The organism is Herbiconiux ginsengi (assembly GCF_900107435.1).
Classification (GTDB): domain Bacteria; phylum Actinomycetota; class Actinomycetes; order Actinomycetales; family Microbacteriaceae; genus Herbiconiux; species Herbiconiux ginsengi.
In genome coordinates this window covers 227,004-252,202 of record NZ_FNPZ01000004.1, presented here as the reverse complement: position 1 = coordinate 252,202, position 25,199 = coordinate 227,004, and the positions used below count along the sequence as shown (strand labels likewise).

The 25,199-nt window shown below is 70.1% G+C and carries 22 protein-coding genes; 13 read left to right on the top strand and 9 right to left on the bottom strand.

The genetic code is table 11. From position 1 onward, the window contains the following. Nucleotides 1-65: 65 nt before the first annotated feature. Nucleotides 66-1,373, top strand: coding sequence for a DUF58 domain-containing protein (locus tag BLW00_RS17515; protein WP_092556595.1), 1,308 nt, complete (start codon nucleotides 66-68; stop codon nucleotides 1,371-1,373). Between the two features lie 192 nt (nucleotides 1,374-1,565). Here BLW00_RS17515 and BLW00_RS17510 read toward each other — a convergent pair whose 3' ends face one another. After that, nucleotides 1,566-2,561: a stage II sporulation protein M gene (locus BLW00_RS17510; RefSeq protein WP_092556593.1), complete on the bottom strand. Its 996-nt coding sequence runs from the start codon at nucleotides 2,559-2,561 to the stop codon at nucleotides 1,566-1,568. A gap of 17 nt (nucleotides 2,562-2,578) precedes the next feature. On the opposite strand from BLW00_RS17510, the gene BLW00_RS17505 reads away from it, so the two are divergent. Continuing rightward, nucleotides 2,579-3,454, top strand: a complete 876-nt coding sequence (locus BLW00_RS17505) for an RDD family protein (RefSeq protein WP_092556591.1) — start codon at nucleotides 2,579-2,581, stop codon at nucleotides 3,452-3,454. Between the two features lie 85 nt (nucleotides 3,455-3,539). Here the strand turns inward: BLW00_RS17505 and ahcY are convergent, their stop codons facing one another. Together ahcY and BLW00_RS17495 are read right to left on the bottom strand one after the other, a co-directional pair. After that, nucleotides 3,540-5,024 carry an adenosylhomocysteinase gene (ahcY, locus tag BLW00_RS17500; protein WP_092556589.1) on the bottom strand — a complete coding sequence of 495 codons (1,485 nt, stop codon included), beginning with the start codon at nucleotides 5,022-5,024 and terminating at the stop codon, nucleotides 3,540-3,542. A 62-nt stretch (nucleotides 5,025-5,086) separates the two neighbouring features. Beyond that, on the bottom strand, nucleotides 5,087-5,290 hold the full coding sequence (locus BLW00_RS17495; protein ID WP_092556587.1) for a DUF3499 family protein: 204 nt from the start codon (nucleotides 5,288-5,290) through the stop codon (nucleotides 5,087-5,089). 79 nt (nucleotides 5,291-5,369) lie between these two features. Here BLW00_RS17495 and BLW00_RS17490 point away from each other — a divergent pair, with 79 nt between their 5' ends. Further along, nucleotides 5,370-5,810 (top strand): metallopeptidase family protein, encoded by a 441-nt coding sequence (locus BLW00_RS17490; RefSeq protein ID WP_092556585.1) that lies wholly within the window; start codon nucleotides 5,370-5,372, stop codon nucleotides 5,808-5,810. A gap of 51 nt (nucleotides 5,811-5,861) precedes the next feature. On the opposite strand, the gene BLW00_RS17485 is transcribed toward BLW00_RS17490, so the two are convergent. The 3 genes from BLW00_RS17485 to BLW00_RS17475 form a co-directional block, all read right to left on the bottom strand. Then, nucleotides 5,862-7,295 (bottom strand): DUF5719 family protein, encoded by a 1,434-nt coding sequence (locus tag BLW00_RS17485; protein ID WP_092556583.1) that lies wholly within the window; start codon nucleotides 7,293-7,295, stop codon nucleotides 5,862-5,864. Further along, a complete protein-coding gene (locus BLW00_RS17480) occupies nucleotides 7,285-10,803 on the bottom strand; it encodes a glycosyltransferase (RefSeq protein WP_175494344.1) in 3,519 nt (1,172 codons plus the stop codon). The genes BLW00_RS17485 and BLW00_RS17480 overlap by 11 nt, the downstream gene beginning before the upstream one ends. A 241-nt stretch (nucleotides 10,804-11,044) precedes the next feature. Beyond that, complete coding sequence (locus BLW00_RS17475) at nucleotides 11,045-11,365, bottom strand: WhiB family transcriptional regulator (RefSeq protein ID WP_092556579.1); 321 nt, start codon at nucleotides 11,363-11,365, stop codon at nucleotides 11,045-11,047. Between the two features lie 187 nt (nucleotides 11,366-11,552). On the opposite strand from BLW00_RS17475, the gene BLW00_RS17470 reads away from it, so the two are divergent. Then, nucleotides 11,553-12,509 (top strand): GlxA family transcriptional regulator, encoded by a 957-nt coding sequence (locus BLW00_RS17470; protein ID WP_092556577.1) that lies wholly within the window; start codon nucleotides 11,553-11,555, stop codon nucleotides 12,507-12,509. Nucleotides 12,510-12,579: 70 nt separating this feature from the next. On the opposite strand, the gene manA is transcribed toward BLW00_RS17470, so the two are convergent. After that, nucleotides 12,580-13,833 carry a mannose-6-phosphate isomerase, class I gene (gene manA, locus BLW00_RS17465; RefSeq protein ID WP_092556575.1) on the bottom strand — a complete coding sequence of 418 codons (1,254 nt, stop codon included), beginning with the start codon at nucleotides 13,831-13,833 and terminating at the stop codon, nucleotides 12,580-12,582. 181 nt (nucleotides 13,834-14,014) lie between these two features. Here manA and BLW00_RS17460 point away from each other — a divergent pair, with 181 nt between their 5' ends. The 4 genes from BLW00_RS17460 to BLW00_RS17445 are packed head-to-tail and all read left to right on the top strand — an operon-like array spanning nucleotide 14,015 to nucleotide 18,818. Next, nucleotides 14,015-15,193 (top strand): acyl-CoA dehydrogenase family protein, encoded by a 1,179-nt coding sequence (locus BLW00_RS17460; RefSeq protein WP_092556573.1) that lies wholly within the window; start codon nucleotides 14,015-14,017, stop codon nucleotides 15,191-15,193. 54 nt (nucleotides 15,194-15,247) lie between these two features. Continuing rightward, nucleotides 15,248-16,630 carry an O-antigen ligase family protein gene (locus BLW00_RS17455; RefSeq protein WP_092556571.1) on the top strand — a complete coding sequence of 461 codons (1,383 nt, stop codon included), beginning with the start codon at nucleotides 15,248-15,250 and terminating at the stop codon, nucleotides 16,628-16,630. Beyond that, nucleotides 16,627-17,937: an O-antigen ligase family protein gene (locus BLW00_RS17450; RefSeq protein ID WP_092556569.1), complete on the top strand. Its 1,311-nt coding sequence runs from the start codon at nucleotides 16,627-16,629 to the stop codon at nucleotides 17,935-17,937. The genes BLW00_RS17455 and BLW00_RS17450 overlap by 4 nt, the downstream gene beginning before the upstream one ends. Continuing rightward, on the top strand, nucleotides 17,934-18,818 hold the full coding sequence (locus BLW00_RS17445; RefSeq protein ID WP_092556567.1) for a glycosyltransferase family 2 protein: 885 nt from the start codon (nucleotides 17,934-17,936) through the stop codon (nucleotides 18,816-18,818). Before BLW00_RS17450 ends, BLW00_RS17445 begins: the two co-directional genes overlap by 4 nt. A gap of 85 nt (nucleotides 18,819-18,903) precedes the next feature. Here BLW00_RS17445 and BLW00_RS17440 read toward each other — a convergent pair whose 3' ends face one another. Then, nucleotides 18,904-19,683, bottom strand: a complete 780-nt coding sequence (locus BLW00_RS17440; protein ID WP_092556565.1) for a glycosyltransferase — start codon at nucleotides 19,681-19,683, stop codon at nucleotides 18,904-18,906. Next, on the bottom strand, nucleotides 19,680-21,017 hold the full coding sequence (locus BLW00_RS17435) for a polysaccharide biosynthesis protein (protein WP_092556563.1): 1,338 nt from the start codon (nucleotides 21,015-21,017) through the stop codon (nucleotides 19,680-19,682). Before BLW00_RS17435 ends, BLW00_RS17440 begins: the two co-directional genes overlap by 4 nt. Before the next feature lie 56 nt (nucleotides 21,018-21,073). Here BLW00_RS17435 and BLW00_RS23840 point away from each other — a divergent pair, with 56 nt between their 5' ends. The 5 genes from BLW00_RS23840 to BLW00_RS17410 are packed head-to-tail and all read left to right on the top strand — an operon-like array spanning nucleotide 21,074 to nucleotide 25,177. Then, complete coding sequence (locus tag BLW00_RS23840) at nucleotides 21,074-22,072, top strand: glycosyltransferase (RefSeq protein WP_245741657.1); 999 nt, start codon at nucleotides 21,074-21,076, stop codon at nucleotides 22,070-22,072. A 39-nt stretch (nucleotides 22,073-22,111) separates the two neighbouring features. Continuing rightward, a complete protein-coding gene (locus tag BLW00_RS17425) occupies nucleotides 22,112-22,855 on the top strand; it encodes a glycosyltransferase family 2 protein (protein ID WP_092556558.1) in 744 nt (247 codons plus the stop codon). Then, the gene (locus BLW00_RS17420; protein ID WP_092556556.1) at nucleotides 22,852-23,232 is read left to right on the top strand and encodes a DUF2304 domain-containing protein; all 381 of its coding nucleotides are present in this window, start codon (nucleotides 22,852-22,854) and stop codon (nucleotides 23,230-23,232) included. The genes BLW00_RS17425 and BLW00_RS17420 overlap by 4 nt, the downstream gene beginning before the upstream one ends. Then, nucleotides 23,229-24,866 (top strand): DUF2142 domain-containing protein, encoded by a 1,638-nt coding sequence (locus BLW00_RS17415; RefSeq protein ID WP_092556554.1) that lies wholly within the window; start codon nucleotides 23,229-23,231, stop codon nucleotides 24,864-24,866. The genes BLW00_RS17420 and BLW00_RS17415 overlap by 4 nt, the downstream gene beginning before the upstream one ends. Further along, nucleotides 24,860-25,177 (top strand): hypothetical protein, encoded by a 318-nt coding sequence (locus BLW00_RS17410; protein WP_092556552.1) that lies wholly within the window; start codon nucleotides 24,860-24,862, stop codon nucleotides 25,175-25,177. The genes BLW00_RS17415 and BLW00_RS17410 overlap by 7 nt, the downstream gene beginning before the upstream one ends. Nucleotides 25,178-25,199: the final 22 nt, after the last annotated feature.

Below are 25,199 nucleotides of genomic sequence, written 5' to 3'. Positions count from 1 at the left end.
TCCAGGGCGGCGCGGGCCGGCTCGTTCGGAGAAGTCCGGCGTGATATCCGTTGCGGGGTGCGGGCGTGAGCGTGTCGGGGCGGTTGGTGGCGCTGCTCGCACTCGGGGTCGCGCCGGTGGTGCTGATCAGCGTGATCTACGATGCTGCCTATCAGGCGCTGCTCGGGTGGATCGGGTTCGTGGTGCTGCTGGTAGCGATCGACCTCGTCGCGGCGGCCTCGCCCCGGCGGGTGGCACTCGAGCGGGCGCTGCCGGCGCGCGTGCGGCTCGGCGAGACCGTGACGAGCACGCTCTACCTCACCAACACCGGGTCACGGATGCTGCGGGGCGTCGTGCGCGACGCGTGGCAGCCCTCCGCGGGGCCGGCCACCGCGCGCGCCCGGGTGACCATCCCGCGTGGCGAACGACGGGCCGTCGCCATCGCCCTCACCCCGTTCCGACGCGGTGAGCGGCGCACCGAACGGGTCACCATCCGTTCCTTCGGGCCGCTCGGCCTCGCCGCCCGGCAGGCGACCCTGCGAGCGGAGGGGCGCATCCGTGTGCTCCCCCCGTTCAACGCCCGCAAGCACCTGCCCTCGCGGCTCGCACGGCTGCGCGAGCTCGACGGGCGCGCCAGCGTGATGATCCGGGGCCAGGGGACCGAGTTCGACAGCCTGCGCGAGTACGTGCGCGGCGACGACGTGCGCTCGATCGACTGGCGGGCGACTGCGCGACACAGCGACGTCATGGTGCGCACCTGGCGACCCGAGCGCGACCGGAGGGTCGTGATCGTGATCGACACCGGGCGCACCCAGGCCGCGCGCATCGACGACGAACCGCGCATCGACACCGCGTTCGAGAGCGCTCTGCTGCTCGCCGCCCTCGCGACGCGGGCGGGCGACCGGGTCGATCTGATCCTCTACGACCGGCGGCTGCGCGGGCGGGTGCACGGCGCATCCGGACCGGAACTGCTCTCACGCATGGTCGACGTGATGGCGCCGATCGAGCCCGACCTGATCGAGATGGACTGGACAGCCGTGCCCGGTCTGGTGCGCCAGGTCACCACGCAACGCTCGCTGGTGGTGCTCGCGACGGCCATCGACGCGCCCGGCATCTCGCGGGAGCTGATGGCGATCGTGCCGCAGCTCACGCGCAACCACATGGTGGTGGTGACCTCGGTCACCGATCCGGATGTCGCGGCCGGTGTTCGCGAGCGCGGCGACCGCCAGGAGGTCTACCGCGCCGCCGCCGCCGAGCGGGCACTGCTCGACGTGGCCCGGGTCACGACGGTGCTGAAGCGCTTCGGGGCGGATGTGGTGACCGGGGCGCCTGCGGATCTGCCGCCGGCGTTGGCCGACCGGTACATCGCGTTGAAAGCTGCCGGGCGACTCTGACTCCCAAGAACGTCCACCGCGACTGAAACGCAACAGGCCGTACTCGACGACCCAGGGTGAGCGGGTGGCCGGAGGGTCCGACCGCAGGCCGGGCCCTCCGACCGCCCGCGAACGTGTCGCGCGGCGCCGGGCAAGGACCGGCGCCGCCCGAGGACGCCGAGCGCAGCCCGGCGCCCGAGGCAACTAGCACAACTAGCCGGCGACCAGTTGGGTGGCGCCGGCCTCGAACTCCTCCAGGTCGCCCGTGTGGCCTGCCTGCGCTACGCGACGGCCGAGGTAGAGCATGTAGAAGAGGAAGGCTCCGAGCGCCAGGGCGCCGATGCCGATCTTCACGGGCCAGGGCCAGGGGGCCGGGGTCACGAAGCCCTCGATGACGCCGGAGACGAGCAGCACGAACACGAGACCGATCGCGACCGTGAACAGGGAGCGCCCGTTCTCGGCCAGCGACTGACCGCGGGTCTTCGCGCCCGGGGCCACCCAGGCCCAGAAGATGCGCAGGCCCGCCGCGGCGGCCACGAAGATGGCGGTGAGCTCGAGCAGGCCGTGCGGGAGGATGTAGAGGAAGAACACGTCACCGTGCCCGAACTCGAACATCACGGCCGCGTTGATGCCGAGGTTCTGCGCGTTCTGGAAGATCACCGAGGGCACGAACACGCCGAGGATTCCGAACGCGATGCACTGGGCGGCGATCCAGGCGTTGTTCGTCCAGACCTGGCCGGTGAACGACGCGGCGGGGTTCTCGGAGTAGTAGTCGACGAAATCCTCTTCGGCCAGCTTCTTCAAGTCCTCGTTCGAACCGAGGGCGGCGAGCACTGCGGGGTTCTGCGAGATCCAGATCGCATAGAGACCGGCGATGACGAACGTGGCCACGGCCACGGCCAGCGTGAGCCAGCGGATGCGGTACAGCGCCGCCGGGAGATGGATGGCGAAGAACACGGGCAGCTGGCGCAGGATGTTCGTGCCCGCCCCCGTGAAACGCAGGCGCGCCCGCGACAACGAGACCGAGAGTCGGTCACCCTGAGCCGTGGAACCGGCGACCGTCTTGATGGCGGAGAGCTGGGTCGATCCGGACTGATAGCGCTCGATCAGCTCGTCGGCTTCGCGCCCGGTGTAGTCGCGCCGTCGACCGAGTTCATCGAGACGATCCCATTCGTCTCGATGGGCGGCGGAGTAGGCGTCGAGATCCATCTGATTAGATGATATTCATGACGCAGCCGTTCGGGGTGGAATCGAGCACTCGAACGAGCGCTGCGGTCGCCGGCCCGTCGGCCGACGAGCTGCTCACCGGCGAGGCCGTCGCCCTCGACGTGCGGCCCGCGAGCTTCCTGCTGCGCAGCGCCAGCGGCGCCATCGACTTCGTGCTCTACATCGGAGCGCTGCTGGTGGCGCTCTATGTCTTCGTCACGATCCTGCTCTCCGACTCGGGCATCGACCCGGCTCTCGGTCAGGCGCTCTCGCTGGCTCTCGTGGTCACCTTCCTGGTGGTGGCACCCATCGTCGTCGAGGTCGCGTCGCGCGGTCGCTCGCTCGGCAAGCTCGCCGTCGGGGCCCGGATCGTGCGCGACGACGGCGGCGCGATCTCGCTGCGGCACTCCGTCATCCGCGGCCTGCTCGGATTCGTCGAGATCTACATGACGCTCGGCATCCTCGCGTTCGTCGTGTCGATGCTGAACGCGCGGTCGAAACGCCTCGGCGACCTCCTCGCCGGCACCTACAGCCAGCACGAGCGGGTGCCACGACCGATCCCGTTCGTGGCCCAGGTGCCGCCCGAGCTCTCCGTGTGGGCGCAGACCGCCGACGTGGCGAAGCTCCCCGACCGGCTCTCCCGCCGGGTGGTGCAGTTCCTCACCCAGGCCGACCGGACGACGCCGCAGACTCGTGAGCGCCTGGCTCACGAGCTGGCGCGCGAGGCCGCCCCCTTCGTCTCACCCCTGCCGAACGTGCATCCGCATGCGTTCCTGCTGGGCGTCTCGGCGATCCGCCGCGACCGCGAGTACCGGGCGCTCATGCTCGAGCGCGAGCGCCTCGCCCGCGTCGACCCCATCCTCCGAGGCCTCCCGAACGCTTTCCCCGATCGCTGACCCTTCACACTCGTCGACCCGTCACTTGGTGCCGCTATTCGAGCGTGAGAGCGGCACCAAGTGACGGATCGATGAGGGTAGGCGATCAGTAGCGGTAGTGGTCGACCTTGTAGGGGCCCTCGACGGGCACACCGATGTAGGCGGCCTGCTCGGGGCGGAGGGTGGTGAGCTCGACCCCGAGGGCGTCGAGGTGCAGGCGGGCCACCTTCTCGTCGAGGTGCTTCGGCAGCACGTAGACGCCGATCGGGTACTTCTCGGGCGTGGCGTACAACTCGATCTGCGCGAGCACCTGGTTGGTGAAGGAGTTGCTCATGACGAACGAGGGATGGCCCGTGGCGTTGCCGAGATTCATCAGGCGGCCTTCGGAGAGCACGAGCACGCTGCGGCCGTTCGGCAGGCGCCACTCGTGCACCTGCGGCTTGATCTCGACCTTCACGACCCCCTCGAGCTGGGCGAGGCCCGCCATGTCGATCTCGTTGTCGAAGTGCCCGACGTTCGCCACGATCGCCAGATGCTTCATGCGCAGGATGTCGTCGACCCCGATCACGTTCACGTTGCCCGTGCCGGTGACCCAGATGTCGACCTCCTCGACCACGGAGTCGATGCGGGCCACCTGGAAGCCGTCCATCGCCGCCTGCAGTGCGCAGATCGGGTCGACCTCGGCCACGATCACCCGCGCGCCCTGGCCGCGCAGCGCCTCGGCCGCGCCCTTGCCCACGTCGCCGTAGCCCACCACGAAGGCCACCTTGCCGCCCATGAGCACATCGGTCGCGCGGTTCAGGCCGTCGGGCAGCGAGTGCCGGATGCCGTACTTGTTGTCGAACTTCGATTTGGTGACCGAGTCGTTCACATTGATGGCGGGGAAGAGCAGCTCTCCCGCGGCGGCCAGCTCGTAGAGACGGTGCACACCGGTCGTGGTCTCCTCGGAGACACCCTTGATCTCGGCCGCGATCCGCGTCCACCGCGTCGGGTCGTTCACCAGCGAGTCGCGCAGCACGCCGAGCACGATCGCGAATTCCTCGCTGTCGGCCGCCGTGGCATCCGGAACCCGCCCGGCCGCTTCGAACTCCACGCCCTTGTGCACCAGCAGCGTGGCGTCTCCGCCGTCGTCGAGGATCATGTTCGGACCGGTGAACGGCTCAGCGGATGCCGCGGCCTCGGTCGACCAGTCGAAGGCGCGCTCGGTGCACCACCAGTACTCCTCGAGCGTCTCTCCCTTCCAGGCGAAGACCGGCACACCGGCCGGCGCCTCGACGGTGCCGAACGGGCCCACCACCACGGCGGCGGCCGCCTCGTCTTGCGTGGAGAAGATGTTGCAGCTCACCCAGCGCACCTGCGCGCCGAGGGCGACGAGGGTCTCGATCAGCACGGCGGTCTGCACCGTCATGTGCAGCGAACCCATGATGCGGGCGCCGGCCAGAGGCTTCGACTCCCCGAACTCCTCGCGCAAGGACATGAGGCCCGGCATCTCGTTCTCGGCGAGGCGGATCTGGTGCCGGCCGGCCTCGGCGAGCCGGAGATTCGCGACTCGGTAGGGCAATGACACGGCGGTGGCGGAAGCGATGCTCATGGCACCATTCTCGCAGACCCCGCCCGCCCCGTGACGAGCGCACGCTCAGCTGCGGGAGAACCTCAGTCGACGTAGGCGTGACGCATGACCTGCCAGCCCTGCGGGGCCGAGAGCCGATCGGTGTGCCGCTCACAGAGGTCGTAGCTGTGCGGCTCGGGCAGCGGGCTCAGCGGACCGACGACGATCAGTGAATCGGCGTAGTCGTAAGTGAGGGTCGTGGTGGCCTCACCGCGGCACGAGGGCCGCGAGCATTCCCTGTTCGTCATCCGTTCCAGCCTAACCGCGCACCTGGTCGGCACCCGCTCACGCTCATCCCGTGTCGCGGTGCAGCCGTAGACTTGACGCATGGCTCGTTCACGCAGGACTCCGCGTTCGGCGACGATCCGGGCCCGCACCCGCAACCGGCACGGGCGCGACCTGCGCTCCTCGGTGGCGGGCCCGCATCTGCCGTTCTTGCGCTCACGCATCGACCTGTTCGATCAGACCGTCGCCTCCACCGCCGAATACCTGAGAAGCGTGTGGCCGAACGAACTGGCCAACGTCAGCTTCGAGGTGGCGACGATGCCGTTCGGCAGCTTCGGCTCGCCCGATCACGTCGACCGCTGGTCGGTGACGAAGAACCGCGTGATCATGTTCCGTCTTCCGATCGAACGGATGTCGCGCCTGCACCGCGACGACGAGGTGCACCGCCGGCTCGCGATCGAGTCGTGCGTCTTCCGGGCGGTGGCCGAACTGCTCGGAAAAGATCCGTGGGACTTGGCGCCCGACCGGTTCCGTCACTTCTGATCGACGCCATCGGCGTTCCGCTCCCGGCTCGCCGCGTCCACCCAGCCGCGGCTACGGGTAGACGACGATCGATGACGCCGCCGGACTCGGCGACACGATCGGGAACGACGACGAGGACCCGGGCTGGAAGTAGGTGACCGCCGCCGAGACGGGCGCCGAGCTGGTGACGGTGTACGACTCTCCGGCCGTCAACGGCACGTAGCGGACGCCGGGCACGATGGTGACGTCATTCACGACACCGGTGGTCGTGGTGAGGGTGAGCGTGACGTCGGCGCCTGTGGTGTTCACGATGTGCAGCCGTGGGTTCGAACCGTCGGCGGTCGCCACGAAGAACGACGGATCCAGCGGCTGCACCGCCTGGTACCAGGCGAAATCGAGAACGCCGTTCCCGATGGTCGAGGTGCGGGCGCCGGCCACCAGGGGCTGATCGCTCTCGATCTCGACGGTGTAGATGCCGTCGGGGATGTCCTGGAGCGGGAACTCGGTCACCACCTGCGGCGTGAGCCCCACCTGGTATTCCGACTGCGCTCCGCCCGTCTTCTCCTCAGCGATGCGCACGGTGACGGATGCGGGGGTGTCGCCGGGCACGAACATCCGCAGCACGCTCTGCAGGTCGGAGGCATCGGGGTCGCCGAGCCGTTCGGCGATGGTCGACGTGCCGGCGACCTGCACGCCGGCGATGGTCTGCGTGGTCGCCGGACCGCTGGTGGGCCCGGCCATCTCGACTCCGCCGGGTTCGAGACCGCGCACGACGCTCTGTTGCACGGCCGCGGTGACCGCGCCGACACTCGTCTGCACGTGGATCACCGGATCGGAGAGATCGGGAGCGAGACCGGCCAGCGACAGGATGCGTGTCGAGCGGGCGGGCACGTCGAGGTTCTTGGCGCCCGGTGACTCGACGACGCCTGCGTCGCCGTAGATCGTGAGATCGACGACGGCAGCGACGTCGCCGGGGTTCGAGAGCACCACGAAACTGGTGCGCCCGACGGTCGTCGCGCCGGCCACGAGCCAGCTGTCGGAGTCGGCTTCCCCACACGCTGTCGCGGCGAAACCGACGAGGTCTCCGTTCGCGATGGTCTGCGACTGCACGGCCGCGAACAGCGCATCCGCTCCGGCATCGGCGGGCAGCGCGATGCGGGCAGGCGCGGTGCCGTCGGCCGACACGATGTCGTCGGGTGAGGCCAGAGCGCTGCGCTCGAGCACCTCGGCGCCTTGCGTCGACGACGCGATGACGGTCGCGGATCCCACGCTCGAGATGGCGGTCGCATCCTGGCCCGTGTCGTCGGAGAGTCGCACCAGGGGGCCGGTGCAGGCGCGCACCGACTCGGCGGGCGCCGGATCGACCGTGAAGGAGGCGGGCGTCGCCGTGACCGAGGGAAGCGGCACCGCCAAGGCCGTGCCGGCCACGACGACCGCGACCGCGGCCACCACGACGCCGGTGACGACACGGGCGCCGGTGGCGAGGATTCTGCGCTTAGCGGCCATCGGTGCCGCCCTTCTCGTTCTCGTCGCGGTCGATCGCGTCGCGGACGCTGATCACCGTCTCGTCGTTGGGGTCGTAGTCGTCGATCTCCGGGCTGATGCCGGCGGGTGCGGGGTGCGCGGCCGTCTCTTCGGACGCCGCGGGTTCGGCCTGCTCGTCGGCCTCGACGGCCGGCGTGGGCGGGACGGAGCTCGGAGCGGCGGCCGGATCGCCGGGACCGGCGGTCTCGATCTGCGGATCGACCCCGGCCGGCTCGGGCTCGTCGTTCACCGCGTCACCGTCGGCGTCACCCTCGGCGCCGCGACCATCGGCGTCGGCGTCGGCGGACGGCCCCGAAGCGACCGCGGCGGCGTGGCCGGCCTCGGCCACCGCATCGGTGTCTCCGTCGGCGGGAAGCGTTTCGGACTCGACCTCGGGCTGCACCTCGACCTCGACGTTCCCATCAGCGACGACGGCCTCCTCGGCGGCGGGCACCTCGTCAGCAGGCAGGACCGCGTCATCCTCGCCGTCTCTCGTCGCGGCAGCAGCGGCTGCAGCTGCGGCGCCCGCCTCCGCGGCCAGCACGTCCTGCTCCTCCACGACCTCGAGCAGCTCGGGCTCCTCGCCCACCGCCTCGTCGTCGTCGAACTCGTCGACCTTCTCCTCGGCCAGCTCCTCCATGACCGAGTCGGCCGCCGCGACGTGCGCCGTGGTGCTGACGGCCCGGTTGCCCTGCACCTGGAGCCGGCCTGCCGGCAGCGCGAGCAGCAGGGCCACGGCGAACACGAAGCCCTGGATGACGAGCACGAGCACTCCGAGGGGCGTGCCGGTGTTGGTGGGAACCGGGGCCGGAAGACTCGCGGGCGTCTCCTGCCCGGCCACCTGCCAGAGCTCGCCGACAGTCGTCTTGCCGATGAAGGTCAGTTGCGCGTTGCTGTTCAGCGACTTCGACGTGCGGGCCGCGATGGCGTCCGCATCCGGTCCGGTCTGGGTGGGGGTGGCGGGTTGGAGCAGCACGAACGCCACACCGAGGTCGGTGAGCGTGTCCGCGATGTCGGCTGTGCCCACGCTCGCCGCGTTGCCGCTGAGCGTGGCGAGAGCGGCGCGATCGTCATCGGTCACCCCGGCGAAGGCCGAGGTCGACGCCAGCGTCGACTGCTGGTCGAGGGTGGCGCCCGCACCGTGCACGATGCCGGCGCCGAGGCCGCCGTCGGCCTGCGGCTGCAGGAGGAGCGTTCCGACGCGCGGTGTGCTCGACGCCTCGGCGGTGACGTAGGCGGGCAGCGACCGCCCGTTGCCCGGGACGACCTCGGCGGTGCCGAGCAGAACCCCGAGCGCCATGGGGAGGGCGAGCACGGCGATGGCCACAGACGCGACGACGGCCGGCAGACCGGCGAACCGCGGAAGGGCGGCGAGGCCGAACAGCGCGGCGCCGACCAGACCCATCCAGTAGAGGCTGAGCCCGGAGCCGGGCCAGATGGTGATCGCCTGCGATCCGCTCGTCGCCAGGGCGAGCTGACCCGCCGCGACCGCGGTGATGAATCCCAGGATGGCCGTTCCCACCGCGAACACGGCGCGGTAGGAGCCGGGGAGGAAGAGCGAGGCGAGGGCGAGCAGGCCGAGCGGCACGGCGAGCAGGCCCACCACGAGCAGCACCACACTCGCGTCGATGCCGACCGTGCCGGCCACCGACTCCCAGCCGGCGAGGCCGGTCTGCGGCAGTCCGATGAGCAGATCGAGCACCGGAACCTGCGGACGCCAGTTCGGCAGCCCGGGGTCGGCGAGGATGGCGAGCGGCGTGCCGCGCTGGAACTGGTTCCACATCAACGGGCCGAACAGCACCAGGGCGGGGATCGGGATGCCGATCAGCCGAGCCACGTTGCGCCGGCTCGCGATGGTGCCCACCAGCCAGATGATGAGGAGCGCCGGCCACAGCGACGGCGCCACCGCCAGCACGGCGGCGAACAGGATCGACGCCATGGCCGACGCCGACCACGACTTCGGCGCCGCAAGGCCCGCGAGCACGAGCCACGGTAGGAGCAAGTGCGCGAGCACCGGCCCGATCATGCCGGAGTCGAGGGCGCCGAGGAACGGCGGCGCGAGCACCCAGAGCACGGCGGCGATGGCGCGCAGGAGCGGCCGCTCGGTGAGGTGGGCGGCACAGAACCAGGCAGCCAGGGCGGCCAACGGCAGAGCGAAGAGGTAGAGGCACACGATGGCGAAGCTCGGCGACCAGAAGGTGATCGAGCCGAGCACGGCCAGCACCGCGGCGAACGGATCGGCCGCCCCCACGAAACCGAGGCCGATGTCGCGGAACCCGGTGCCGATCTGTGCCCACAGCCCGGCGACCGTGGTCTCGAGCGGCAGGGCGCCACCGCCCGTCATCGCGACGGCGCCGAACACGGGAAGGAAGAGCACGAAGCCGATCAAGGCGACGACCACGACCGTCGCCACGCCGCCGCTGGAGATGAACTGGATGCGGTCACGCGAGCCGCGCAGGTAGGTGAGGGCGATCTCCCGCTGCAGCGAGCGGCGGCGGCGGATCTCGTCTCCGGGCATCCGGAGCGGAGCGATCGCCTTCCAGCCCACCCGCTTCGACGCTTTAAGCCGGCGCCGGGATTCCCGGATCTTCGAGCCGAACGCGGTCTTGAACGCCGCGGCGAACTCGCCGCCGATGGCGCCCGGCTGCTTGCGCACGAGTTGGAAGATCGACCGCACGATCGCGAGCGGCACCAAGGAGAGCCAGTGGAACACCACGGCGAACGGGGGTGCGTAGACCAGGCGGCGGTGCAGCTGAGCGGCGCGACGAGCGGTCTGTCGCTTGCGACGCGCACCGCCCCGGATGGAGCGGCCCGGGCCGGAGAACCCGTCGCCGTCGGTGGCGAGCCGGGCAGCAGGAACCGCGAGCACCCGGTGGCCGGCCAGACGCACGCGGATGGAGAAGTCGAGCGCGTTGTCGGCGGTGGGGAGGGCCGGATCAAAACCGCCCACCTCGTTCCACACGGTGTGGCGCACCAGCAGACCGGCGGCGCCCATCGCGAGCACGTCGCTCATCCGATCGTGCTGGGCCTGGTCGAGTTCGGTCTCGACCAGCGGCACGCTGGCGCCGAACTGGGTGATCGTCTCACCGAACTCGGCGATGTAGTCGGTGTCGTCCCACTCCGTCTGCTTCGGGCCGGCGGCGGCGACCGAGGGATTGACCTCGACCGCGGCGAGCAGGGCGGCCAGCGCGTCGGGGCCAGGAGCGGAATCGTGGGCGAGCAGCCAGAGCCACTCGTTCTCGGAGGTCGGTGGCGGTGCCACACCGAGGGCGTGTGAGATGGCGGTGCCGAAGCTCAGGCGGGTGGATGCCGAGATGAAGCGCGTGGGCAGGGCGGCGGCGAGCAGGGCGGCCGTGTTGTCGCTCGACGCGCAGTCGACGACGACCAGCGCATCCGGGGCTCTGGTCTGCGCCGCGATCGCCTCGAGGGTTCGCGGAAGATGGTCGGCTCCGTTCGAGGCGACGAGGACGGCAGTGACTCGGGCGTGCATCGCAACGACTCTAAAGGCCACCCCGCCCATTCACGGGCGACCACCCCGGCGTGCCGAGGTTCCTATGAATCGCGTGTGAAGGCCCACGCGCACGTCGATCTCGGGGTCAGAACCTCGCGTGATCAGAACGCCGCGACGTGCGCGTCGCGCTCTGCGGTGAGAGCGCCCGAGGCCATCGGCACCCTCGAACCAACCGCAAGGCACGCTGCAGAAGCGGCGGCGTGCACGACCAGCAAGGGGCCTATACGGCTTTCTTGCGGAGCTTGCGACGCTCGCGCTCTGAAAGGCCGCCCCAGATGCCGAAACGCTCGTCGTTGGCCAGTGCGTATTCGAGGCACTGGGCCTTCACCTCGCAGGTGGTGCAGATGCGCTTGGCATCGCGAGTCGATCCACCCTTTTCCGGGAAGAAGGCCTCGGGATCGGTCTGCGCACAGAGCGAATCCGCCTGCCAGGCGAGCGGATTCTCGTCAGCTACGGGCTGCCGTACTCCCGGAACGCCCAGATTGACCGGATCGACGAACCAGTCATCCGGAACGCCCGAGCGATAGTCTGACATTGCCATATCACGCTCCACCCTCTGAACCAGTCTGCGACCTGCCGAAATCCCCGTTCCCTAATTACACCGTTGTAGTTCGCTCACGTCAAGTCGCAGATCGTAAACCCTCAACCGAGCCTGGAGGGTTACGACACGGCGAGGGAGCCACCAGTTCACCTGGACTTTTCTGCCCGATCGTCGATATCCTGCCATCATGCTCAAGAAGGTCGTTCTGCTCGCCATCCCCGGTGTCGCCCCGTTCGAGTTCGGTGTGGTCTGTGAAGCATTCGGCATCGACCGGCGCGAGCACGGGGGCCCGGTCTTCGATTTCACGATCGCGGCCGTGGAGCCCGGCCCGGTGCGCACGAGCATGGGCTACGACATGGTCATCCCGAACGGCCTCGAGGCGGCGGCCGACGCCGATCTCGTCTGCGTGCCGGCCCACGACGTCGAGAGCGAGGTGCACCCGGCGATCGCCGCGGTCATCCAGGATGCCGCGGCTCGCGGCGCCTGGATCCTCAGCGTCTGCAGCGGCGCGTTCACCCTCGCGAAATCCGGAGTGCTCTCGGGTCGCTCGGCCACGACGCACTGGATGCACGCCGAGCGACTGGCCCGCGACTTCCCCGACATCGAGGTCGACCCCGACGTGCTCTTCGTCGAAGACGGCCGCATCATCACGAGCGCCGGCACCGCCGCCGGCATCGACGCCTGCCTGCACCTCATCCGCACAGAGCTCGGCGCCTCGGCCGCGAACGTGGTGGCGCGCCGCATGGTGGTGCCCCCGCAGCGCGCCGGCGGGCAGTCGCAGTACATCGCCACCGCCATCCCGGCAAGTCAGAGCGACTCCTTCGCCGAGGTGACGGAGTGGATGCTCGAGAACCTCGACCAGGAGCTCACCATCGACGAGCTGGCGCACCGCGCCCTGATGTCGCCGCGCACCTTCGCCCGGCGCTTCAAGGCCGACCTCGGGGCCACTCCGGGCGCCTGGCTCAACCGTCAGCGGCTGCTGCGGGCGCAGATGCTGCTCGAGGAGAGCGGCCTGAGCCTCGACGGCGTGGCGGCCGAGAGTGGCTTCGGCACGGCCGCCGTGATGCGCCACCACTTCGCCAAGACCCTCAACACCACCCCCGCGGCCTACCGCCGCGCCTTCTCGGTGCGCGCCCTGGCCTGACGGCTCGCCGGGTAGCCCGAAATGCCGCCTGAGCAGTGCCCGAGCGGCACTTCGCGCTACCCCGCGGCGGTCACTCGCCGGGAGCCGCCAGGAACACCACGCCGGTGCCGGTGGCGGTGAGTTCGCCCTCCTGGGGGGTGATGAAGACGGAGTCGCCGCGCTCCAGGGTGATCGAGCCGGTGGCACCGGAGAGGGTCACCGAGCCCTCGATGCAGATCGCGATGGCGGCTCCCCGCGGCGGATAGGCCACGGAGGCGACATCCTCCCCCACCTCGATGCGGGCGAGCACGAAGTCGTCGATGTCGGGCTGGAAGAGCTGCAGGCCGGGCACGGGCGACGTCGGCTCGAGGTACGGCACGGCGATCGAATCGAAGTCGAGCACCTGGAGCAGCTCCGGCACGTCGATGTGCTTGGGCGTCAGCCCACCCCGCAGCACGTTGTCGGATGCCGCCATCAGCTCCACACCGAGCCCCCGCAGGTAGGCGTGGATGTTGCCCGCCGGCAGGTAGAGCGCCTGCCCGGCCGTGAGCGTGACCCGGTTGAGCAGGATCGAGATGATGATGCCGGGATCGCCCGGGTACTCCTCGTGCAGCCGCACCACGGTCTCGAGCGACGGCGTGTACGGATCGGTGAGGTGGGCGTGTGCCGGGTGCAGCGCCTTCTCGGTCGTGCGCACCAGGTGCCCGACCAGCGCCTCGACCTCGGGACCTCCTCCGAGCACCCACGCCACCACCGACTCGAGCACCTCGGCGTCGGTCTCGTGCTCGGTCACGGAGTCTTCGAGCAGGTGCACCATCGGGCCGTAGAGCTCCCAGCGCGGCGCCACCTGCGATCCGTCGATCATCACCAGCAGGTCGACGATCTCGCGCACCTCGACGAGCGGACGGAAGCCGCAGAGCGCCTCGAACGTGGGGCTCAATGCCACGATGATCTCGGGCTTGTGGTGCGCGTCTTTGTAGTTGCGGTGCGGCGCGTCGAGCGGCACACCGGCCGCGTTCTCACGGTCGAAGCCCTCCTGCGCGATCTCCCGCGAGGGGTGGGCCTGCAGCGAGAGCGGATGCGCAGCCGCCAGGATCTTCAGCAGGTAGGGCAGCGAGGTGCCCTTGCCGAGCGCCCGCGCCGGGTCGGCCGCGATCCAGGCAGCCAGGTCGGTGGCGCCCCCGGTGAGCGCGGTGTCGACCACGCGACTCGGGCTCCCCGGATGCGCGCCCAGCCAGAGCTCGGCCTGCGGCTCGTCGGTGTCGGGTGTTCCGAGCAGCTCGGGGATGGCGGTGGAGGAACCCCAGGCGTAGTCGCGGGGGGTGTTGACGATCGAAACGAACATTGACCTGTCTCATTCTCGCGGCCGGGCAACCGGGGGCTCCGGCGCCGATTATCACCGACCTACAAGCGTCGACTCCCGCCGCTTCCGGTCGATTAGACAAAACTACCAACCGGCGGCGCCCCTCCCGAGCCGCCCGGCTAGGCTCTGCTCGCCGAATCCGTCTACCCGCACTGGAGCACCCATGACCTTCGAGCCCCTCGCCAGCGACTTCTACGGCTACGAGAACCTCCTCACCGACACGGAGCGCGAGGCCCTCGCCCGCTTGCGCGACTACCTCGCCACCGACGTGAAGCCGATCGTCAACGAGCACTGGGAGAAGGCGACCTTCCCGCACGAGATCGTGAAGGGCCTGGCCGACTGCGGCGTCTACAGCTTCGCCTGGGAGGAGACGAAGCCGTTCGAGAACTCAGCCGTGTTCCGCGGTTTCGTGGCGCTCGAGCTCGCGCGTGTCGATGCATCCGTCGCCACCCTGGTCGGAGTGCAGAACGGGCTCGCGATGGGCGCGATCAGCGTCACCGGATCGCCCGAGCAACGCGCGGAGTGGCTGCCCAGGATGGCCCGCGGCGAGGTGGTGGGCGCTTTCGGCCTGACCGAGCCGCAGTCGGGCTCCGACTCGGCGCAGGGCCTGCGCACCACGGCCACCCGTGACGGCGACGAGTGGGTGCTGAACGGCTCGAAGCGCTGGATCGGCAATGCGACGTTCAGCGACATCACGGTGATCTGGGCGAAAGATGCGGCCGACGGGCAGGTCAAGGGCTTCATCGTGCCCACCGACACCCCCGGCTACACCGCGACGAAGATCGAGGGCAAGCAGAGCCTGCGGATCGTGCAGAACGCCGACATCACCCTCGAAGACGTGCGGGTGCCCGAGAGCCTGCGCCTGCAGAACGCGAACTCGTTCCGCGACACGGCGAAGGTGCTGCGGCTCACCCGGGCCGAGGTGGCCTGGGCCTCCGTGGGCAACTCGGTGGGCGCCTACGAGGCCGCCCTCCATTACACGAAGGAGCGCGTGCAGTTCGGCAAGCCGATCGCGAGCCACCAGCTCATCCAAGACCTGCTCGTGAAGTCGATCGGCAACATCACCGCGAGCCTCGGCATGGTGGTGCGCGTCTCGCAGATGCTCGACGAGGGCACACAGCGCGATGAGCACTCGGCACTGGCGAAGGCCTACACGACGGCCCGGATGCGCGAGACCGTGGCCTGGTGCCGCGAAGCCCTCGGCGGCAACGGCATCGTGCTGGAATACGACGTGGCCCGGCACTTCGCCGACGCCGAGGCGCTCTACTCCTACGAGGGCACGCGCGAGATGAACACCCTCATCGTGGGCCGCAGCATCACGGGCCTGGCCGCGTTCGTGTGATTCCACGGGGTTCCGCCCCCGTCGCGTCCGGACTGACTCAGTAGGATCGACCCCATGCGCTATCCGACCGACGCCGCCGCCCGGTCGCTGTCCGTGCTCATCCTGTTCACACTGTTCGCGGGCGATTTCTGGCGCAACCTGATCGGCTGGTGGGGCTACCTCGGATTGGTCGCGGCGATCAGCGCCGTGGTGGCCGTGGTGATGACCCGGCGGCGGCTGTGGTCGAAGCTCGCTCTGTGGCGGCTCCCCCGCACCCTGGTGCTGTTCGGGCTGCTCGCGGCGCTGTCGCTGGCCTGGTCGTTCTACCCCGGCGCGACGGTGCTCGGCCTCCTGGCCCAGGCGGCCACGACCCTGGCTGCGCTCTTCCTCGTGACGGCCCTGAGCTGGCCGCAGCTGATCGCGGCGCTCTCCAGCGCGCTCACCTGGATCCTCGGCCTCTCGGTGCTGTTCGAGCTGATCGTGGCGCTCTTCGTGCGTCAGCCCGTGCTGCCGTTCTGGACCGACTACGGCGACGCCACCGTGCCGAAGGCCTTCTACTGGTCGCAAGATGCGCTGTTCACCGGCGGCCCCATCCAGGGCATCGTGGGCAACCGCAACATCCTCGCCTTCGTGGCGGTGCTCGCCCTCGTCACGGTGGGCGTGCAGCTGGCGCAGAAGCTCCGCCGGCGCAATACCGCCATCGCCTGGTTGATCGTGGCCGTCGCCGTGCTCGCCCTCACCCGATCGGCCACCGCCATCGGCGCACTCCTCATCACGGCCGCCATGTTCGGCGTGCTGCTGCTCGCTCGGCGGGCGGGGCCGGGGCGGCGGATGTGGGTGCTCGCCGGCGTCGCGGTCGTCACCGCCCTCACGATCGTCGCCGTCAGTGCGTTCGGGCAGCAGATCCTCGCCGTGTTCGGCAAGTCCGACGACCTCACCGGCCGGGTCGACATCTGGAGCGCCGTCGCCGGTCTCGCGGCCCAGCGCCCCGCCTTCGGCTGGGGCTGGGTGAGCTACTGGGCGCCCTGGGTGGAACCCTTCAACGATCTCGCCGTGCGCAAGGGCGTCACCTACCTGCAGGCGCATGACGCCTGGCTCGACGTCTGGTTCCAGCTCGGCATCGTGGGCCTCGTGCTCTTCATCGGCCTGGTGCTGGCCACCTGGTATCGCACCTGGTGGTTCGCCGTCGATCGGCCGTTGGACTCGCTGGGCTTCCCGATCGCCCGGGTTCCGCTGACCCTCGCGCCGGCCCTGTTGCTCACGGCGCTGATCGCCCAGAGCTTCGTGGAGAGCCGGATGCTCGTCGAGGGCGGGTGGGCACTGCTCGTCGTGTTCGCGGTGAAGTCCAAGCTCGACCACAGCGCGGTGTCGATCGATCTCGGCAACGGCCCGGCGCGCGTCAACGCGCTCCTCTCACGCTCGGCCCGCACGGCCCGGACGGCGGCCTCCCGCCGATGACGGCTCTGCCGAACCATCGTCACACGGTCGCGGCACGGGTCGTGGCGTTCTTCGGCGACACCCGGTTCGTCAAGGCCCTCACCCTCGCCGTCCTCGCCACCGGGTTCCTGTCGTTCCTCATCCGCTCGACCCTCGGCTGGCCGGGGCTGATCGGCATCGTCGCGATGCTGGTCGTGTTCGCCGCGCTCTCGTTCGCCGGCCGCTGGCGCGAGCTCGACTGGCACGGCCTGCTGCCCATCTCGCTCCTCATCTTCTTGGCCTGGTGCCTCATCACCCTGGTCTGGAGCCGCTACCTGCCGTCGACCCTGAACGGGTTGGCCTATCTCGTCGGTTACGCCTTCCTCGGCGTCTACATCGCGGTCGTGCGCGACCTCATCCAGATCGTGCGCGCCGTCGGCGACGTGTTGCGTGTGGTGCTGAGCGCGTCGCTCGTGCTCGAGATCGTGTCGGGGGTGCTGCTCGACGTGCCGATCCGCTTCCTCGGCATCACCGGAGGCCTGCCCTTCGGGGGTCCGATCCAGGGCGTGCTCGGCACCCGCAACGCGCTCGGCTTCGTCGCGCTGATCGCGGTCGTCACTTTCGCCATCGAGTTCGCGACCCGGTCGATCCGCCGGGGCACGGGCATCTACAGCCTCGTCGTCGCCGGTGTCGCGGTCGTGCTCTCCGGGTCGCCGGTGACCTTCGGGGTGACGATCGTGACCGGAGTGGCCACGCTCATCCTGCTCGCCCTGCGGCGCGCGGCGCCCGAGACCCGGCGCGGGTGGCACTTCATCCTGCTCGCTGTCTCGCTGTTCGCTCTGCTGCTCGCCTTCCTCCTGCGCGGCCGCATCCTCGAAGTGCTCTCCACGCGGCGCGAGTTCACCTACCGGCTGGAGATCTGGCGCGAACTCTGGCGCCTGATCGAGCTTAACCCGCTCGAGGGCTGGGGCTGGGCCGGCTTCTGGCGGCCGAACGTGTCGCCGTTCTTCGCCCTCGACGTGATCGGCAACCGGTCGCACACCTCGGCGCTCAACGCCTTCGTCGACGTCTACTTCCAGACGGGCCTGATCGGTTTCGTGATCTTCGTGGGCTTCGTCGGACTGGCCTTCGGCCGCGCCTGGGTGCTCGCGGCTTCGAAGAAGAGCATCGTCTTCCTCTGGACCGCACTGGTGCTCGTGGTGCTGATCGCCACCTCGATGGCCGAGAGCTTCATCCTGGTGGAATACGGCTGGCTGCTGCTCGTGATCTGCTCCGTCAAGGCGGCTCGCGATCTCAGCTGGCGCGGCCGGCTGAGGCGCGCCGACGAACCGCGGGCGGTGGGCCCGTGACGCTCGACATCATGATGCCGTTCTATGGCCGCTTCGACCATTTCCGCGAGGCCGTGCAGAGCGTGCTCGCGCAGACGGACGGCGACTGGCGGCTGGTCATCGTCGACGACGTGTACCCCGATCCGGCGCCTGGCGAGTGGGCCGCCGCGATCGACGATCCGCGCGTGCACTACCGGCGCAATGCGACGAACCTCGGCGTCGGGGGCAACTTCCGCGAGTGCGTGCGGCTGGTCGAGAACGAGCGGGCAGTGCTGATGGGCTCTGACGACCGGATGCATGCGGGGTACGTAGCCCGGGTTCTCGCTCTGGCGAGCACGCGACCGGACGCCTCGATCATCCAACCCGGTGTCGACGTGATCGATTCCGAGGGCGCCATGCACCGGCCGCTCGCCGACCGCGTGAAAGACCTGCTGCGCTTCGGCGGGCACGGACCGCGGAGCTTCCACGGCGAGAAGCTCGCCGCGAGCCTCCTGCGCGGCAACTGGGCCTACTTCCCGTCGATCGCGTGGCGCACCGACCAGTTACGCCGCTTCGGCTTCCGGCCCGGCTTCGAAGTGGTGCAGGACCTCGACCTGATGCTCGAGATCATCATGGACGGCGGATCGATGCTCCTCGACGACGAGGTCGTGTTCTCCTACCGTCGACATGCCGGCAGCGTCTCGGCCCTGACCGGGCCCGACGGCGCGAAGTTCGCCGAAGAACGCCGCCTCTTCGACGAGACGGCGGAACGGATGAGCGTCCTCGGCTGGCCGAAGGCCGCCCGCGCCGCCCGCCACCACCTCACCTCGCGGCTGAACGCCCTGAGCGAGCTGCCGGCAGCCCTGCGCGCGCACGACCCGGCGGGCCGCAGCGCCCTCCTCCACCACACCTTCCGCCGCTGACGCTCACGTTCGAATTCGCAAACGTCGCGACCACCGGGCCCCATAGGGCGTTGGATCGCTCCACGTTTGCGAGTTCGAACGTGCGTCAGGAGCGGCGGGCGGCCAGGATCGCGGCCCGGGCCGCGACCGTGCGGCGGTACGCCTCCCCGATCAAGCGCACGAACATCCAGCGCGCCCGCAAGATCGTGCCGAGACCTCGGATGCCGAGCGGCGTCTGGTTCGCGTCGTGCAACCGCCGCTCCACCACCACCTGATCGAGATGACGGATGCTGCGCCGCACGTTGCCCGTGATCGCGATCCACACGTCGTGCGACTCGGTGACGTAATCCGGGATGGGCAGGATGCCGCCGTCGATCGCCTCGCGCCGGAAGCCCATCGCGCAGCCGAAGTAGGGGCGGTAGCCGATCAGGATGGCGAAGAGGTTCGCGAGGTGGTGCCGCGACCCGCGCGAGCGGAGGGGCGGATACCAGAGCCGCGCGCCGGCGCGCCCGAGGATGGAGTGGTTGCCGGCCACCACCAGCGAGCGGCCGAGCCCCGCGATCATGGCCTCGTGCCGGCCGGGTGTCCACACGTCGTCTTGATCGGAGAGGAAGACGTACTGTCCGCGCGAGCGGCGGATGGCGGCCTCGAAGGCCCGCACGTAGCCGACGTTCTCGTCGGTGCGGGTGAGGAACACGCGCGACTCCCCGAGCCGGTCGATCGTGGCCACGATCACGGCGACCGTGTCGTCGGGCGAGCAGTCGTCGACGATCACGAGCTCGTCGTCGGGGCCGAGTTGGGCCACGATCGACTCGATCTGCTCGGCCACGTAGGCCGAGCCGCGATAGGTGGCCATGCAGACGCTCGCCCGGATGCCGGTGCTCATGCCGCTCCTTCCGCCACCGCCGGCGGCGTGCCGCCGCCCTCTCCCGACGATATTCCCCGACCGGGCCGCAGTGCCAGGTAGTGCACCACGAGACCCGCGATCGGCCCGATCACGAGGCTGAGGACCGCTCGCACCTCGATGTCGAGGCCGAGCGGCAGCAGCAGGATCACGATGGCGAGCACGGTGGCCGCGATCCAGCCGAGCGAGAACGAGCGGTGCTTGTCGACGGCCAGGCAGAGCGCGCCGGTGAGGGTGATGAGGGCGAGCATCCCGGCGCCCACCACCAGTCCCGCGATCGTGAACGCGCCCACGACGTAGTCCGGTCCGTAGAAGACGGTGAGCAGCCAGGGACCGAGCAGCCCGCCGAGCACCGCGCCGAGCACCGTGATCAGGGCGAGCAGCCGCACGATCGGCACCAGGGTGCGGAAGCCGGCGGAACGGTTGTTCACGAAATGGGCGATCGCCACGCCCTGATAGGCGTTGAGCGGGATGAGCAGCGGCGCGCGGGTGAGGGTGATGGCCGCGAGGAGCGGCGTGGCGAGCAGGTAGGCCTCGGCGCTCGAGGTGAGGCTCAGGACGACCGGGAACCCGACCACCAGCACGGCGCTCGACCCCGACGCGAGCGAGGCGTGCCCGACCCGCTTGAGGAAGCCGCCGAGCGGGGCGTCCGCACGCGCCCCGGCCGCCGAACGGAGCGTGGGCGAGAACAGCAGGCCGATCAGCCAGGCGACCGTCGAGACGCTCGCGGCCACCGCGAACCCGGCGACGCTCGCCGCGACGATCGCGACCACCACGACGAGCACGATCCGCAGCAACGAGTCGCCGATGACGAGCCGCACATAGGTGGGCCATTGCAGCCGCCCGCCGAGGATACCGACGATCGTGGCATGCCCGGAATAGAGGGCCACCGCGCAGCTGAGCGGCACGGCGAGGGAGGCGTATTCGTGCAGCAGCACGGGCGCCCACCAGAAGCTCGTGGCCCAGAGTAGAACGCCGATCGTGACGCCGACCGCGAGGCCGACGGGCAGCATCCGAGGCTCCCGGCGTTCGCCGGCCGGCACGGTGCTGCGGTCGCTCACGTGCACGGCTCGGGTGGTCTCCGACGAGAGGCCGCCGAGGATGCCGAACCACGCGAACAGGAACGACCAGAAGGTGAGGAAAAGGGTGGCCTGCGGCTTGTCGAGCACATTCGGCACGATCAGGATGACCGCGAAACCGACGCCCGCCGACACCAGCGAAGCCGCCCCGACGCCGACGAAGGAGCGCCGGCCGATCGTGGGCACGCGCGCCCCGGTCTCGTCGCCCGGCTGTGTCTCCGAGCTCGAATCGGTCATGGAGTGCAAGCATAGTAGTCGCTCCCGTGGAAGCTCCCGGGGGCGGAGAGGTGCCTGTGACCGACGATGTCGCCGCCGTCGTGACCGCCTTCCGGCCCGGGCCGGGGCTGGTGGAACTGGTGCGGAGTCTCGCTGCGCAGACCGGCCGGGTGATCGTGGTCGACGACGGCAGCGGACCGGATGCGGATGCCGTGCTCGACGGCGCAGTGGCCGCCGGCGCCGACGTGGTGCGGCACGACACGAACCGGGGCATCGCCGCAGCCCTGAACACGGGCGTCGCGGCCGCCCGCGCAGCGTTCGCCCGCGCAGCCGGATCCGCAGGCCACGCCGAGCCGGCCGGCACCGATCCCGCAGCCGGCGCCACCGGCCCGGCCGCCGGCCACCTTGCCGCCGTGGTCACCTTCGACCAGGACTCGACGGTCGACGCGGGCTTTATCGCCACGCTCCTCGCCACCTACCGCGACGCGGCGGGCGCCGGCCTCCGCGTCGGCCTCGTGGCGCCCGCCCGGGTGGAGGGGCTGCCCTCGCCCGTCAGCGGCTACGAGCGCGGCTTCGTGCTCGGCGGCACGCCCATCCAGTCGGGACTCCTCATTCCGGTCGCCACGCTCGACCGGATCGGCCGCTTCGCCGAACCGCTGTTCATCGACGGCGTCGACACCGACTACGCCCTCCGCACGGCCGCGGCAGGCCTGGTCGTGCTGCTGGCCGGTGGGGCCACCTTGGGCCACAGCCTCGGCGAGCGCCATCCGCTCACCCTCTTCGGCCGGCCGCTGCGGCTCGGCGGACAGCCGCTCTCCTTCGTGGTGAGCAAGCCCTTCCGCTACTACTACCTGCTGCGCAACCGGGTGCTGCTGAACCGGATGCACGGCCGCCGCAACCGGGCCTGGTCGATCCGCGAGACCCTCGGCGACCTGCGGCACTGCGCGATCGTGCTCGCGGTCGCGCCCGGCCGGATGCGTCGGGTGACGGCCATGTGTGCGGGCCTCCGCGACGGCTGGGCGGGCCGCACGGGCCGGATTCCCGCGGCGCTGGAAGCCCGGATCGCCGGGCGCTGACACCCAGGCCCGCGGAGGGCCCGTGGCTATGATGGGGGCATGCCGACCGCCCTCGAACGCACGCTGATCGTCATGCCTGCGTTCAACGAGGAGGAGGCCGTGGGCGCCGTGGTGCGCGAAGTGCTCCGCGTCGCGCCCGGGGTCTCGTGTCTCGTGGTCGACGACGGTTCCCTCGACTCGACGGCCCGCGAAGCCGCGGCCGCCGGCGCGACCGTGCTGCAGCTCCCGATCAACCTCGGGGTGGGCGGCGCTATGCGGGCGGGTTTCAAGTACGCCCTGTCGAAGGGCTTCGCGAACGTGGTGCAGGTCGACTCCGACGGGCAGCACGATCCGGCCGGCATCGCCGAACTGGTGGCCCAGCTCGACCACTACGACCTCGTGCTCGGCGCCCGCTTCGCGGGTGTGGGCGACTACGCGGTGCGCGGACCCCGGCGCTGGGCGATGCAGGTGCTCTCGGGCATCCTGAGCCGGCTCACGAAGACCAAGCTCACTGACACCACATCGGGTTTCCGGGCGAGCGGGCCGCGCGCGGTGGCGCTGTTCGCCCAGCACTACCCCTCCGAATACCTGGGCGACACCGTGGAGTCGCTCGTGATCGCCTCGCGCTCGAAGCTCCGGGTGACCCAGGTGCCCGTCGCCATGCGCCCGCGCGCCGGCGGCGTGCCCTCGCACAACCCCTACAAGGCGGCCGTCTACCTCGGCCGGGCCGGGATGGCGCTGTTCGTCGCCCTCATCCGCCCGCCCGTCGTGGTGGCCTTCACCGAACCGGTCTCTCCCGCATGAGCGCCAGTTACATCTTCGGCATCGTCGCCGCGCTGATCGTGCTGGCGGTGGTGATCGAGTCGCTGCGCCGGCACCACCTGCGCGAGCGGCACGCCATCTGGTGGCTCGCCGCCGGCATCGTCGCCCTCGTGATCGGCGTCTTCCCCGATGTGCTCGGCTGGGCGGCGAGCCTCGTGGGCGTCACGGTGCCCACCAACCTCGTCTTCTTCCTCAGCATCGCGGTGCTGTTCCTGGTGTCCATCCAGCACTCCGGCGAACTGACCGAGCTGGAGAGCGAGACCCGCACGCTCGCCGAATCGGTGGCCCTGCAGGATCTGCGCATCAAAGAGCTCGAGAAGGCATTGGCCGACGCGCTCGAGTCCCGAAGGAACCCATGACCCTCGCCCCACCCGCAGTGGCCCCCGCCGAAGCGCCGGTCGCCCCCCGCCGCACCGTCTGGACCTCGCTGCTGCTCCCCTGGCTGCTGCTCGCGATCCTCGGTTCGCTCTGGGCCCTCGCCACCCCGATCGGCGGGTCACCGGATGAGCCCGCTCACGTGGTGAAAGCGGCCTCGGTCGTGCGCGGCGAACTGCTGCCGGAGACCATGGTGGAGCGCGGCGGGGTACTGCACGTGCCTGCGGCGATCGCGTTCGAGAACCAGGTGCCGTCATGCTTCGCGTTCTACGCCGACATCCCGGCATCCTGTTCGCCCGCGTTCGAGGGCGACCCCGGCGCCTTGGTCGAGACGTTCTCTTCGGCGAGTCTCTACAACCCGGTCTATTACGCACTCGTGGGCTGGCCGTCGCTCATCCTGCCCGATTTCACCGGCATCTACGCGATGCGCATCATGAGCGCCGTGCTCACCTCGTTCTTTCTCGCCACCTGCTTCTGGATGATCGGCTCCTGGGGTGCGCGACGACTCCCCACTCTCGGGGTGATGATCGGAATCACGCCGATCGTCACCTACCTGATGGGCACGGTGAATCCCAACGCCCTGGAGTTCACCGCCGGCCTGGCCCTCTTCGCCGGGATGCTCTCGATCGTGTTGCATCCGAACGAGCAGCTCCTCGGCGGCCGTCTGGCCCTCGTGGTGATCTCCGCCGCGCTGGTCTCGAACAGTCGCGGAATCTCGCCGCTCTGGGTCGCCGTGCTGCTCGTGCTGCCGTTGGTGCTGCTCACCGGGCGGCAGCTCGGAGCGCTGCTAAAAAGGCCCGGGGTGTGGGTGAGCATCCTGCTGATCGCCATTACCGCTCTGATCAGCGGGTGGTGGACCCTCTCGAGCAACTCCCTCGGCACCGCGCCGAGCGCCGGCCCCGACGTCGCTCCGCCCAACAGCGGGGTCGGCCTGAGCCCGATCGAGGGATTCTTCGGGCTGATCGGCGACTTCTACGGACAGCTGCGGCAGATGGTGGGCATCCTGGGCTGGCTCGACACCACGCTGCATCCGGTGGTCTACTACGTCGCCTATGCGATGTTCGCCCTGCTGGTGGTCGGAGTGGTGATCTTCGTGCGCGGGCGCAAGCTCGTGTTCGTCATCCTCCTGGCGGCGGCATTCTTCTTCCTCCCTCCGCTCGTGCAGGCGTTCTACGTGACCAAGGGCGGCTTCATCTGGCAGGGCCGTTACACCCTCATCCTGCTGATGGCGCTGCTGCTCGGAATGGCGGCGTGCATCGCGGCTTCCGACCGGTTCCTCCGCTGGCGGCGCAGCACCGTTCCCCTCCTGATCGTGGCGATCCTCGCGGCCGCGGGCTGGGTCTACGTCGTCGCCTACGCCTTCGCCACGACGATGCGACGGATGGCGTCGGGTTACAAGACCGACTGGCCGGCCATGCTCGAGCCCGGTGCCTGGGTGCCGCCGCTCGGCTCGGTTGCGTTGATCGCGCTGTTCACGGCCGCATCCGTCGGCTTCGGCGTCTACGTCATCGTCGGCGGCCGCGACCGCCGACCCGCTCGCCCGACGCCGGAGCCGCTTCCGGCAGGCGCCGCGTATCCACCCCTCCGCTCCCCCGAACAGAAGGCGTACCCATGGTGAACGAACTCGCGAACGAAGCCTACGAACTCCTCACGATCACGCTGCGCGACGAAGACGGTGTGGCCGTCACGCCCGACGGGCTGCTGGTGCACGGAAAGCTCTTCGCCTTCCGCGACGGCGACGACCTCGTGGTGGAGCTGCCCGAGGCGCGTTCGACCGACCTCAAGACCCGCGGCGTGGCCGAGGTGTTCGAGGGCGGCGGGCGACCGCTCCGTGACTGGGTGCGGGTGAGCGACGTGCAGCTCTGGCCCGAGCTCGCCGGCGAGGCACACGAGTTCATCGGCGAACCGCCGGTCGGCGGTCAGTCCTGACGGTCGGCGGCGACCCGCGGCG

Bases quoted from the DNA above. Each gene is read 5' to 3' on its own strand.
- BLW00_RS17435 (WP_092556563.1), bottom strand. From the start codon at position 21,017: ATGACCGATTCGAGCTCGGAGACACAGCCGGGCGACGAGACCGGGGCG.
- BLW00_RS17490 (WP_092556585.1), top strand. From the start codon at position 5,370: ATGGCTCGTTCACGCAGGACTCCGCGTTCGGCGACGATCCGGGCCCGC.
- manA (WP_092556575.1), bottom strand. From the start codon at position 13,833: ATGTTCGTTTCGATCGTCAACACCCCCCGCGACTACGCCTGGGGTTCC.
- BLW00_RS17415 (WP_092556554.1), top strand. From the start codon at position 23,229: ATGACCCTCGCCCCACCCGCAGTGGCCCCCGCCGAAGCGCCGGTCGCC.
- BLW00_RS17475 (WP_092556579.1), bottom strand. From the start codon at position 11,365: ATGGCAATGTCAGACTATCGCTCGGGCGTTCCGGATGACTGGTTCGTC.
- BLW00_RS17505 (WP_092556591.1), top strand. From the start codon at position 2,579: ATGACGCAGCCGTTCGGGGTGGAATCGAGCACTCGAACGAGCGCTGCG.
- ahcY (WP_092556589.1), bottom strand. From the start codon at position 5,024: ATGAGCATCGCTTCCGCCACCGCCGTGTCATTGCCCTACCGAGTCGCG.
- BLW00_RS17480 (WP_175494344.1), bottom strand. From the start codon at position 10,803: ATGCACGCCCGAGTCACTGCCGTCCTCGTCGCCTCGAACGGAGCCGAC.
- BLW00_RS17485 (WP_092556583.1), bottom strand. From the start codon at position 7,295: ATGGCCGCTAAGCGCAGAATCCTCGCCACCGGCGCCCGTGTCGTCACC.
- BLW00_RS17510 (WP_092556593.1), bottom strand. From the start codon at position 2,561: ATGGATCTCGACGCCTACTCCGCCGCCCATCGAGACGAATGGGATCGT.
- BLW00_RS17440 (WP_092556565.1), bottom strand. From the start codon at position 19,683: ATGAGCACCGGCATCCGGGCGAGCGTCTGCATGGCCACCTATCGCGGC.
- BLW00_RS17420 (WP_092556556.1), top strand. From the start codon at position 22,852: ATGAGCGCCAGTTACATCTTCGGCATCGTCGCCGCGCTGATCGTGCTG.
- BLW00_RS17410 (WP_092556552.1), top strand. From the start codon at position 24,860: ATGGTGAACGAACTCGCGAACGAAGCCTACGAACTCCTCACGATCACG.
- BLW00_RS17470 (WP_092556577.1), top strand. From the start codon at position 11,553: ATGCTCAAGAAGGTCGTTCTGCTCGCCATCCCCGGTGTCGCCCCGTTC.
- BLW00_RS17460 (WP_092556573.1), top strand. From the start codon at position 14,015: ATGACCTTCGAGCCCCTCGCCAGCGACTTCTACGGCTACGAGAACCTC.
- BLW00_RS17495 (WP_092556587.1), bottom strand. From the start codon at position 5,290: ATGACGAACAGGGAATGCTCGCGGCCCTCGTGCCGCGGTGAGGCCACC.
- BLW00_RS17450 (WP_092556569.1), top strand. From the start codon at position 16,627: ATGACGGCTCTGCCGAACCATCGTCACACGGTCGCGGCACGGGTCGTG.
- BLW00_RS17455 (WP_092556571.1), top strand. From the start codon at position 15,248: ATGCGCTATCCGACCGACGCCGCCGCCCGGTCGCTGTCCGTGCTCATC.
- BLW00_RS17425 (WP_092556558.1), top strand. From the start codon at position 22,112: ATGCCGACCGCCCTCGAACGCACGCTGATCGTCATGCCTGCGTTCAAC.